9 protein-coding genes and 1 riboswitch are annotated in these 11847 nt (G+C 46.5%); of the genes, 8 read left to right on the top strand and 1 reads right to left on the bottom strand.

Translation table 11 applies throughout. The features are described from left to right. Positions 1 to 152 precede the first annotated feature (152 nt). On the top strand, positions 153 to 2585 hold the full coding sequence (galB, locus tag BM130_RS01255; protein WP_010527976.1) for a beta-galactosidase GalB: 2433 nt from the start codon (positions 153 to 155) through the stop codon (positions 2583 to 2585). Positions 2586 to 2803: 218 nt separating this feature from the next. Here the strand turns inward: galB and BM130_RS01250 are convergent, their stop codons facing one another. After that, positions 2804 to 3145: a hypothetical protein gene (locus BM130_RS01250; RefSeq protein WP_074964228.1), complete on the bottom strand. Its 342-nt coding sequence runs from the start codon at positions 3143 to 3145 to the stop codon at positions 2804 to 2806. Positions 3146 to 3187: 42 nt separating this feature from the next. Further along, a riboswitch (cobalamin riboswitch) is annotated at positions 3188 to 3436 on the top strand. A gap of 348 nt (positions 3437 to 3784) precedes the next feature. Between BM130_RS01250 and BM130_RS01245 the strand changes: the two genes are divergently transcribed. The 7 genes from BM130_RS01245 (at position 3785) to cobU (ending at position 11336) form a co-directional block, all read left to right on the top strand. Then, on the top strand, positions 3785 to 5257 hold the full coding sequence (locus BM130_RS01245) for a cobyric acid synthase (RefSeq protein ID WP_010527978.1): 1473 nt from the start codon (positions 3785 to 3787) through the stop codon (positions 5255 to 5257). Next, entirely contained in the window at positions 5254 to 6264 is a 1011-nt protein-coding gene (locus tag BM130_RS01240; RefSeq protein ID WP_010527979.1) for a threonine-phosphate decarboxylase, read from the top strand. Before BM130_RS01245 ends, BM130_RS01240 begins: the two co-directional genes overlap by 4 nt. Further along, complete coding sequence (gene cbiB, locus BM130_RS01235) at positions 6255 to 7199, top strand: adenosylcobinamide-phosphate synthase CbiB (protein WP_010527980.1); 945 nt, start codon at positions 6255 to 6257, stop codon at positions 7197 to 7199. Before BM130_RS01240 ends, cbiB begins: the two co-directional genes overlap by 10 nt. A gap of 356 nt (positions 7200 to 7555) precedes the next feature. Then, the gene (gene cobT / locus BM130_RS01230; RefSeq protein ID WP_010527981.1) at positions 7556 to 8620 is read left to right on the top strand and encodes a nicotinate-nucleotide--dimethylbenzimidazole phosphoribosyltransferase; all 1065 of its coding nucleotides are present in this window, start codon (positions 7556 to 7558) and stop codon (positions 8618 to 8620) included. Positions 8621 to 8841: 221 nt separating this feature from the next. After that, on the top strand, positions 8842 to 9600 hold the full coding sequence (gene cobS / locus BM130_RS01225) for an adenosylcobinamide-GDP ribazoletransferase (RefSeq protein WP_010527982.1): 759 nt from the start codon (positions 8842 to 8844) through the stop codon (positions 9598 to 9600). Positions 9601 to 10045: 445 nt separating this feature from the next. Further along, positions 10046 to 10618, top strand: a complete 573-nt coding sequence (locus BM130_RS01220; protein WP_010527983.1) for a histidine phosphatase family protein — start codon at positions 10046 to 10048, stop codon at positions 10616 to 10618. Positions 10619 to 10802: 184 nt separating this feature from the next. Further along, positions 10803 to 11336, top strand: a complete 534-nt coding sequence (gene cobU, locus BM130_RS01215; protein WP_010527984.1) for a bifunctional adenosylcobinamide kinase/adenosylcobinamide-phosphate guanylyltransferase — start codon at positions 10803 to 10805, stop codon at positions 11334 to 11336. Positions 11337 to 11847: the final 511 nt, after the last annotated feature.

Raw genomic sequence — 11847 nt, 5'->3', positions numbered from 1 at the left:
GCCGATCATTTGGTTTTTTTAGATCAGGAAAGTAGTTTTACAATGATATAGCCCATTAAGAATTTGTTATTCTTTATGTTGCAAAGTAATGCTGCTATTCACCCTGACGTTTTTACAACGTGTCGAAATATTATAACTTAAATTATTGAAATATGAGATTTATAGTATTCTTATCCCTGTTTTCTGTCCTGCTGATCTCTTCCTGTACCCAAAAGGAAGAAAATGTTCGGGTTGTCAGGAAATTTACTAACCATTGGAAATTTAATTTATTGGATAGTCTGGAAAACGATTCGGGTTATTATCGTCCTGACCTGGACGATTCCAAATGGCGCGTGCTCAATTTGCCGCACGACTGGAGCATTGAAGGCACCTTTAGTCCCGACCATCCGGCCGATGTGGGAGGCGGCGCACTGCCCGGAGGCATCGGCTGGTATCGGAAAACCTTTTTGTTGTCGGAGAAAGATCGTGGTAAAAAAGTTTTTATAGATTTCGATGGAGTCTATATGAACAGTGAGGTCTGGATCAACGGTCATTACCTTGGAAAGCGACCCTATGGTTACATCTCTTTTCGTTATGACCTTACCCCTCATTTGAATTTCGGTGATAAAGAAAATGTATTGGCCGTAAAAGTGGATAACAGCCGTCAGCCCAATTCTCGGTGGTATTCCGGTTCGGGCATCTACCGAAATGTATGGCTCACCACCGTTAACCCCCTGTATGTCGATCATTGGGGAACATTTATTACGACCCCCCACATCGAAGACGACAGGGCGGTGGTACATATTCAAAGTACTGTAAACAATGACTTCGACCAGCCTGTTGCCTGTACGGTTATTACCCAGGTGGTGTCGCCCGAAGGAGTGGTGGTTGCTCAAACTGAATCGGCAGATAAGGAGCTTTTGCCCAACCAAAAAATAACGTTTTCCGACTCGGTGGAAGTACCCCATCCCGTGTTGTGGGATCTTAACCAGCCGAAGATTTATACTGCCATCACCAGGGTATGGTCCAACGGACATTTAATGGATCAGTATCGTACAAAGTTTGGCATTCGCAATTTTTATTTTGATGCCGAAAAGGGATTTTTCCTCAATGGACGGCCAGTGAAGATTAAAGGCGTATGTCTGCATCACGATCTGGGTGCCCTGGGCTCGGCCTTTAACCGAAGGGCTATGGAACGTCAGCTTCAAATCATGCAAAAGATGGGTGTCAATGCCATTCGTACTTCACATAATCCGCCGGCGCCAGAAGTGTTGCAATTGTGCGACAGCATGGGCTTCATCGTTATGGACGAGGCTTTCGATATGTGGGCCATCGCCAAGGTGAAATACGATTATTCGCTCTATTGGGAGGAGTGGCATCAGCAGGATCTGCGCGATTTCATCCGACGCGACCGCAACCATCCCTCGGTCATGATCTGGAGCATCGGTAACGAAATTATGGAGCAATGGGACAGTTCCGGAGTGGAGTTAACCCGAGAACTGGCTGCCATAGTTCGTAAATTGGATCCTACTCGTCCCATAACCACAGGCAATAATGAGCCATCCCCACGCAATTATCTGATTCAGTCAGGCGCTCTCGACCTAATAGGAATTAATTATCATCATGAGGGATGGACCGATTTTCCGAAAATTTATCCGGGACAGAAATTTATTGCAACTGAAACCAACTCGTCGCTCCATACCCGAGGCCATTACGACATGCCGTCGGACAGCGTGAGAATTTGGCCCACCCGCTGGGATGTGCCGTTTGAGGGTGGAAATCCAGGTAATACCTGTTCGGCCTACGACAATTGCAGAACCCCATGGGGCTCTACACATGCCGACACCTGGCGACTGATTAAAAAGTACGACTTCCTGTCGGGCATGTTTATCTGGACCGGCTTCGATTATCTGGGCGAGCCTACACCTTACAAGTGGCCTTCGCGCAGCTCCTATTTCGGATTGGTCGATTTGGCCGGTTTCCCTAAAGATGCCTACTATTTTTATAAAAGTGAATGGTCGGAAGATACCGTTCTCCATGTTTTCCCACACTGGAACTGGGAAGATGGACAAATGGTGGATGTATGGGCCTATTACAACCATGCCGATGAGGTGGAATTATTCCTGAATGACAAATCGCTGGGGAGTAAAAGTAAATCGGATGAACAGTTCCACGTCATGTGGAGAGTCCCCTTCGTTCCCGGAACCCTCAGAGCTGTGTCCCGAAAAAACGGACAAACCGTGGCCGAAAAAATTATTCATACGGCTGGACAGCCCGCCCGTATTCATTTGACATGCGACAGAGAGGTGATTAGGGCCGATGGAGAAGACCTGGCCTTTGTTACGGCTACCGTAACCGATAAAGATGGAAATCCAGTTCCTGATGCCAACAATCTGATTAAATTTAGTCTGAATGGCGAGGCTTCTATCGTTGCTACTGATAATGGAGACCAAACCTGTCTCACTTCTTTCCAAAGTCATCAACGAAAAGCATTTCATGGTAAATGTCTGGCCATTGTGCGGGCCGGAACTAAAAAAGGAAGTGTTTTGTTAAAGGCCGCTTCAGAAGGTTTGCCCGAGTCAACGGTTAGAATTGAAATGAAGTAAACAGTTGTAAATTTTTTCTTCGTTTGTTTGCAGGGGTAATTCCTCAGAGTTGGAAAATGTTTTATCTGTTCCGGCTCTGGGGTTTTTGTTTTTTTGCTATGGACACAGTTTCGCGAAAATGCTCTTCTGGAAGGCGTTACATCTCTGCATGAAGGTTTCCAATCGTTCTGGAAGGCGTTACATCGCTGCATGAAGGTTTCCAATCGTTCTGGAAGGCGTTACATCGCTGCATGAAGGTTTCCAATCGTTCTGGAAGGCATTGCATCGCTGCATGAAGGTTTCCAATCGTTCTGGAAGGCATTGCATCGCTGCATGAAGGTTTCCAATCGTTCTGGAAGGCATTGCATCGCTGCATGAAGGTTTCCAATCGTTCTGGAAGGCATTGCATCGCTGTATGAAGGTTTCAAATTGTTCTGGAAGGCATTACATCGCTGCATGAAGGTTTCAAATCGTTCCGGAAGGCATTGCATCGCTGCATGAAGGTTTCTGTTGTTAGCAGAGGCCAGAAGGCAGAACTTATAATCCCGAAACTCACCCTCCTTACTCGCCTTTAGATTCATCCTAACTAAATATTATGTTTTTATAGTTATCAAAAATCCAATATCTTTGTCCGAAATTTTGGTGACAGGTCGTGATTTCTTCATGGTCTGTAAAAGGGAATCCGGTGAGAATCCGGAGCTGTACCCGCAGCTGTGAGCTCTTTAAAAGGTTTGAATATTACTTCTTGCCACTGTCACTACCTTCTTTGAATCCAAAGAAGGAGAACTTTGAAACCCAAAGGTTCAAAGTAGGACGGGAAGGCCATTCAAACCGGAGCGAGCCAGAAAACCTGCCAAAACACAATTGAATCAAGTAACATTTTGCTTCCGGGTTAGAAGTATATGTTCAGAACATTTGCGCGCGTGTTCGGCATGTTTTTCCTAATCATTATGGATGCAAGGTGGAATAATTTCAACTAAAATTATTTTTCCCCACCGTCGGATTTTAAGTGGTTAGTCAACAGTCATTAGTGTTAATGGACCAGTGACAAATGACTAACCACCAATGACTACTTTTAAGAAACAATATATCAATGAAGTAAGTAAAATTTATACGGATGAAACCAGCATGACTAAAATGGTTTGTCCCAACAAGAACATGTATAAACTTTAGGTCATGTGGGTTCCATTCCACCAATAACTGAAATAAAATATATACCAATGCAAGCATTAAAGCATCCGTTAATGATAGTGGGAACGGGTTCGGACGTTGGAAAGAGCGTATTAGCCACCGGTTTTTGCCGCATCTTTCTGCAAGATGGATATCGTCCCGTGCCTTTTAAGGCCCAGAATATGTCGCTCAACAGTTATGTGACGGCAGATGGAGGAGAGATTGGAAGGGCGCAGGCGGTGCAGGCCGAGGCCTGTAGGGTGGAGTGCCATACCGACATGAATCCGGTGTTGCTAAAGCCGGGGTCCGATAAGCGGTCGCAGGTGATTGTCAACGGGAAGGTTCTGGGCAACTTCTCTGCAGGAAGCTATTTCAGGGGCGAGATAAAGGACCGGTTGTTTGCCGAGGTGATGAGCGCCTTTGAGCGGTTGCAAAAACAATATAACCCCGTGGTTATTGAGGGTGCCGGAAGCATTGCCGAACTCAACCTTAAAAACAATGATATTGTTAACATGCGGGTTGCGACGGCGGTAAAGGCTGCCACCATTATTGTTGCCGATATTGAGCGGGGCGGGGTCTTTGCCAGTGTCTACGGTTCGGTGAAACTGTTGAAACCCGAAGAACAAAAGAGAATCAAAGGAATTATTATCAATAAGTTTAGAGGGGATATCTCTTTGTTTGATGAGGGTCGAAAGATACTGGAAGAGCTGACCGGAATCCCCGTTTTGGGCGTGGTGCCGGCCTTCCGACATATCCAAATAGAGGAGGAGGACTCGGTATCACTGGCACGCAAAGCTTTTTCGGCCAGAGAGAATAAGGTCAATGTGGCAGTGATTTTTCTGCGCCGGCTTTCCAACTTTACCGACTTTGCCCGTCTGGAACAGGACGAAAGGGTTAATCTCTACTATACTAATAATGTGGAAGAGATTCGCAAAGCCGACATCATCATACTGCCGGGTTCCAAAAGCACCATTGCCGACCTGGATGAGTTGCGAAGAAACGGCGTGGCCGACGAGATTGTACGCCAGGCCAGGGATGGTAAAACCATTGTCGGTATTTGCGGCGGTTTTCAAATGATGGGAAGGTACATCCGCGACCCTCAACATATTGAAGGAGACCTGGAAAAGCTGCCGGGACTCAACCTGCTGCCCGTTGAAACTGTTATTGGTACCGAAAAATCGACCGTTAGAACCTCATTCAGGTATAAACATTTCGGGCAGATATGCCAAGGTTATGAAATACATATGGGACAGACCCACTTCGACGCCGGCGCCAAACCATTAAACCGGACGGTGGCAGGCGGAAACGAAGGGTGTTTGGTAAATGACAAAATATGGGGTACCTACCTGCATGGCATCCTCGACAACCCTGTCGTTATAGAAGACCTGTTGTCGCCCTTTGTCTCTGAGATTTCCCGGGTAAAAAGTTACGATGCCTTTAAACAGGAACAGTACGATATGCTGGCCGACCATTTGCGACGCCATGTAGACATAAACAGCATTTATAAAATAATGGCAGAATGATTACAGGACATGGCGACGACATATTCCAATATCCGGATGTGCGGTACAACTTTAGTTCCAATGTTTATCCGTTTGGTCCTTCCCTTCGGTTGAAAGAACATCTGCGTCAATGTGTGGACAAAATAGGGTGTTATCCTTCGCCCTTGGCCGGCAACCTGGTGGAACTGATTGCCCGTAAGGAAGAGGTAACATCTTCTAAGGTGCTGGTCACTTCCGGCGCCGTGGAGGCCTTTTATCTCATTGCCGAACTGTTTGCCGGAAAACGTTCTCTGATTTTTACACCATCCTTTTCGGAATATGAGGATGCTTGTCTTCGTTTTGGCCATTGTATTGAATTTCGACCTCATTGTGAGGCCTCAACAGCAGACTATTCGACTCATGACCTGGTGTGGATATGCAACCCTAACAATCCCGATGGTGCCGTCTATGATACTGCGTTTCTCTGCCAAAAGATTAAGGAGCATCCCGCAACCTTGTTTGTGGTGGATGAAGCCTATATAGAGTTTACAAAGTGTGCCACGTCATTAGTTCCTTTAGTTCAGGAGCATGGCAATATCGTGGTGGTGAAATCCATGACCAAGCGATATGCCATACCCGGACTTAGGTTGGGGTATCTGATGGCCGGTCATAAAATAACAGATGCCCTGAAGCGGATGGTGATGCCCTGGCGTATCAATACCTTGGCCATAGAGGCGGGTATCTTTTGTTTGCAGGAGCGTGATAGCGAGCCTTTCCCTGTCGGTCGTCTGCTGGATGAATCCCTGAGGGTACAACAAGATATTAATCGGTTGAAAGGCTTCCGGGTTTGCCCCTCGTCCACCACCTTCTTTCTGGTGGAAGGGCCGGTGGAGGCATCCATCCTGAAAAATAGACTGGCAGAAGAACATGGGATTCTTATTCGTGATGCATCCAATTTCAGGGGGTTAGGCGAACGTCACTTTCGTGTGTCGGTTCGTGCGGAAGATGAAAACAACATTTTAATTAATGTATTGAAACAATGGAGTTAACCATCCATATAGGAGCGTTGGTAATTGCTTATATGTTAGACCGTCTTGTGGGCGATCCCGAATGGATGCCCCATCCGGTGGTTCTGTTTGGGAAATTCATTGCCTGGTGCGACAGCCGTTTTAATCGTGGGCAACATAGGTTTATAAAAGGGATGGTCGTAACAATCATGGCGGTCGTGGCGGTCTATTGCCTTTTTTGGTGTATATCGGCATGGTTGTATGGGCTGAATCTGCTGGCAGGAGGGGCTTTCGACCTCTTGGTTGTCTTTTATGGTCTGGCAGGCACCACCCTGATTAAAGAAGGGAAAGCCGTTTTTGAAAAGCTGGAAGAGGGCGTGGTGTCGGGTCGCAGACAATTGTCTCGCATCGTGGGAAGGGATACCGAGCATCTCTCAACCCATGAAATAAAGACAGCAACGCTTGAAACCATGGCCGAGAATCTCAGCGACGGGGTGATTGCCCCATTGTTTTGGTTGGGAGTTGCCGGAATCCCCGGAATGATGGCCTACAAAATGGTGAATACTCTGGATTCCATGATAGGATACCGGAACGCGAAATATGAACAGTTCGGAAAATGTGCTGCCCGCTTAGACGATGCGGCCAACTTCATTCCGGCCAGGATTACAGCTTTTTTGATGGGAGTATGCGCCATGAGTGTCCGTTCATGGCACTTTGTGAGGCGGTACGGTAAAGCGCATACGAGCCCCAATGCCGGCTATCCTGAGGCGGCACTGGCAGGAATTCTCGACTTACGGTTTGGCGGGAATCACATCTATTTTGGCCAGCGGGTGAGCAAACCGGTGATTGGTAATAATACGCGCGAACCGGAAAAGAATGATTTGATAAAAACCATAAAAATTAATAGAACTGTGGAAGTGGTTATGCTTGTTTTAGTCGTTTTTGGCAGATTGGGGTTTAGGCTGTTAGCCCAATAGGCCACCAGGTCATTAGATAATGAGATTGAGGGAATTGAAGAGCTTGGGAGTATTGATGTAAAAAATAGACAATTAACTAACCTCTAAGCACTAATGACCAAACACTAATGACTACTTTAGTTCCATTAGACCAATGAATTAGATAAATTTTATACGAATAAAACGAGCATGACTAAGTAGGTTGGTCACAACAAGAACAAGTATAAAACTCAGAAGGAGAAGTGCACAGGCAGAAGGCAGAAGTTGAATTTTTCGAATTAATGATGGCGGGCCTGGAGTTTCCCCTTTAGGGAATTAAGGAGTGAGCGGTGGGTGGAATAAATTTTAAATCAACTATATAAGTAAATTTTATACGGATGAACGCATTACAAAACCTGAACATTGAGCCTGTTGAAAATGATGAGCTCAGAAAACTATTGCAGTATAACATCAATCAGAAGACCAAACCTGTGGGGTCGCTGGGATTTTTGGAAAACCTGGCGATGCAGATAGGGTTGATACAACAAACCACAACCCCGCAATTGAAGTCGCCGACCATGCTCACCGTAGCTGCTGACCATGACATTACTGCCGAAGGGGTTAGCCCCGCACCTGCAGAGGTAACCTGGCAACAGGTGAAGAATTTCCTGAACGGAGGAGGTGGCATCGGACTGTTTTGCCGGAAATACGGATTAGAATTGTTTGTGGTCGATGCAGGTGTCAATTTCGATTTTGAGTCCCATCCGCGGCTGATTGATAAGAAAATCCGGAAAGGAACCCGTAACTTTCTGAAGGAGCCGGCCATGACGATTCAGGAGTGTGACCGTGCCATCCAAAACGGAAGGGACGTCGTGGCTTCACTGGCAGAGAAAGGAAGTAATGTGGTGGGATTTGGTGAAATGGGCATAGGTAATTCCACCCCTGCGACAGCCTTGTTGTCGGTCTATGCCGGTATTCCTGTTGAAGAATGTGCCGGCCCGGGGTGTGGTCTGGACCGTGAAGGCATTATCAATAAGGCCGAAGTGATTAAGAAGGCCATTGAAAAACATGGTATTTCTGACAGACCGGAGGAAAACCTGGCCACTTTTGGGGGCCTTGAAATAGCCACCATTGCCGGTGGTATGCTGGAGGCAGCCCGCCAACGCATGGTCATCCTCGTGGACGGCTTTATCACCACCTCTGCCTTTATGGCTGCCTATGCCATTTGTCCCACCGTGCGCGATTATGCCATCTTTGCTCATTGTTCCGGAGAGCCGGGACACAAGCAAATGTTGGAACATGTTGGTGCCCGGGCTCTTTTAAATTTAGATATGAGATTAGGCGAAGGAACCGGAGCGGCACTGGCTTACCCCATCGTTGAGGGCAGCGTGGCCATGCTGAACCAAATGACTTCATTCGGTGAAGCAAAGGTGTATAATGTTGCCGACAAATTAGGCCAATAGGCTATTGGGTCAATAGGTTATTAGATAAAAGTATTGATAGACCGTATGTTGATGAGTGGGGCGGGGTTTTGGGGGGGTCTGTTCTCTGTATACCGCCTTTTAGCTACTGACTGAGCCGCAGGGCGGAGATACTTGCTTGCCGGAGTGGAAATTGACCGGATTGAGGGAATAGGGGAGGTTAAAAAACTATTAACTAAGGAATAAAAACAAAACACTTTCCAATGCTAAAACGTGAATTACAAATACTCTATTCTTCATTTCTCTATTTTACGCGTTTGTCGTTACCCATTCGTGTGGAATACAGGAAAGAAAATCAGCACCTGGCCCTTACCTGGTTTCCGCTGGTAGGTGTGGTGGTGGGTTTGATGGGAGGAGTTGCTTATTATCCGGCAGGTATGGTGTTCCCTGCGTCGGTTGCCGTGGTGTTGGCGTTAGGGGTTATGGTTTTGGTAACGGGTGCTTTTCATGAGGATGGATTTGCCGATGTGTGCGATGCCTTTGGGGGAGGCTACAGTGCCGAACAGCGACTGAAGATTATGAAAGATTCGCGGGTAGGTGCCTATGCCGTTATCGGTCTGGTCTTGTTGCTGGCTATGAAGATAGCACTGCTGACAGAGATGGAAGGTTTAGCGGTTCCGGCAGTTTTGGTGGCATCACATGCCCTGAGCCGGTGGTCCGTTTTGATTATCGCTATGCGGTGGCCCTATGCGCGGCCGTCGGGCGCTTCCAAGTCGAGGGATACCAGTCACCCCCTCTCTGCCGGACGTTTTTTTATTGCCTCGGTTTTAGGCGTTGCCCCCCTGATATATTTCTGTTCATGGTGGATATTGGTTTCGGTGCCTTTGGTAATTATGTTCGCATTGATGGCAGGCAGGTGGTTTAAGGCAAGGATTGGCGGATATACCGGAGATTGTCTGGGCGCTGTGCAGCAGGTGAATGAATTGTTGGTGATGGCTGTTCTGTTGGTCGTATTACAATAGAAACGAGCATGGCGGCTTGCTGCCACAAAAGAGCATGTATAAAATGATATAGGCAGAAGTGCACAGGCAGAAGGCAGAAGTGAGATTTATCGATTTTATGATTGCGGGTTGGGAAATTTCCCCTTTAGGGGATTAAGGGGTGTGGGATGGCCATAATGGGCTTTAAACTAATTATATAAGTAAATTTTATACTAATGAAACGAGCATGGCGACTTTTTGCCACAAAAGTACATGTATAAATTTGACTAAGCCATGCGAGTTCCATCCGGCCAATGAATTAGATAAATTTTATACGGATGAAACGAGCATGACAATGAGAGATTTTCACAAAAGAGAATGTATAAAACTCTTTGTCATGCGAGTTCCATTCGGCCAATGAGTTAAATAAATTATATACGAATGAATAAGTTATCAAACTTATGGTTTAAATATAAAGAAAGGAAGTATGCCCAAGCGAATCTATTTTATGCGTCATCCCAAAACCGAGGTGCCACAGGGTATCTGTTACGGTATCTCAGATGTAAAGCCTTCGGAACAATCTTTGGCCAAAGCCATACAAAAAGGACATTCCAAATTTCAGGGGGTCGATTTTGATATTTGTTTCACCAGTCCCCTGACGCGTTGCACCCTGCTGGCCGCTGCATTCGTTCCTGCCGAAAAAATTGTGCGGTCTCGCTACCTGCGTGAAATAGATTTTGGCAAATGGGAGATGATGCCTTGGGCTGATATAGCACCCGAAGAACAGCAAGCCTGGGGAGAGGATTTTATCCGTTGTAAGGTACATGGGGGTGAGAATTTTTTGGATGTGCAAAAGCGTGTCCTAACATTTTTGGCACAAGTTACCCAAACCGGATATAACAATATTCTGGTAGTTACACATGCCGGGCTGTTAAGGGCATTGCTGGCTCATCTGTTGGAGGCTTCACCCCGAAAAATTTTTGCCATTCATATCGACTACGGAGACGTGTTTTGTCTTGAGTGGCATAATAGTGAATATTATAAAGTAAAATATTTGTAGGACAAATGTTAGATGATAGATTAATAGATGTCAGATTATTAGATATAAGATGGGGATTTGTTCTATTGATTTTAAATTTATTTGAACCTCTAAAATCCGGCTCACGGACGCTGACATCTAATATCTAAAAATCTTACATCTAATAATCTAATATCTATTAATCGTCAATCAAAACTTCTAAGCCATGCTCTATTTTATAACAGGCGGACAGCGTTCAGGGAAAAGTAGTTATGCTCAGCGTCTGGCGTTGCAGCTGACTGACCGTCCGGTATATCTGGCTACCGCCCGCATCTGGGATGAAGATTTTCGGCAAAGGGTGGAGCGTCACCGCCAAGACCGGGGTCCTGAATGGACCAATCTGGAAGAACCCATACATCTGTGGCGTGCCAACATTGATGGAAGGGTGGTGGTACTCGATTGTATCACGCTGTGGCTGACCAATCTTTTTTTCGAGAATAAGGAAAAAAGCGTGGATGAGGTGTTGGAATTGGCAAAGCGTGAATTTGAAAAATTGTTGGCGAAGAATGCCACGCTGATTGTTATTTCCAACGAGATAGGTATGGGAGGTCATGCCGAGAATGCGGTGGCACGACGTTTTACCGACCTGCAAGGGTGGATGAATCAATATATTGCTTCCAAGGCCGATGAGGTGACACTCATGGTGGCGGGATTACCTCTTACGGTGAAACCAGGCAAACAGGAAAAGCGCAGTGAATAAGGAATGTTTAAGATACTTTCTTTGACTATACAGGGATACTGTCTGATGAGAACTTTCATGCGGAAGCCATTACAACGCTGCAAGAAGGTTTCGGGAGTTGCCGAAAGCCATTACAAGGCTGCATGAAGGTTTCGGGAGTTGCCGAAGGCCATTGCAACGCTGCATGAAGGTTTCGGGAGTTGCCGAAAGCCATTGCAAGGCTGCATGAAGGATTCGGGAGTTGCCGAAGGTCATTTCAACGCTGCATGAAGGTTTCGGGAGTTGCCGAAAGCCATTGCAAGGCTGCATGAAGGTTTCGGGAGTTGCCGAAGGTCATTTCAACGCTGCATGAAGGTTTCGGGAGTTGCCGAAAGCCATTGCAAGGCTGCAAGAAGGTTTCGGGAGTTGCCGAAAGCCATTACAAGGCTGCATGAAGGTTTCGGGAGTTGCCGAAGGCCATTGCAACGCTGCAAGAAGGTTTCGGGAGTTGCCGAAAGCCATTGCAAGGCTGCATGAAGGTTTCGGGAGTTGC

This window comes from Thermophagus xiamenensis, assembly GCF_900112795.1.
GTDB classification, from domain to species: Bacteria; Bacteroidota; Bacteroidia; order Bacteroidales; family Marinilabiliaceae; genus Thermophagus; species Thermophagus xiamenensis.
The sequence above is the reverse complement of the archived record's forward strand: the minus strand, read 5'-3'. Positions and strand labels throughout refer to the sequence as shown.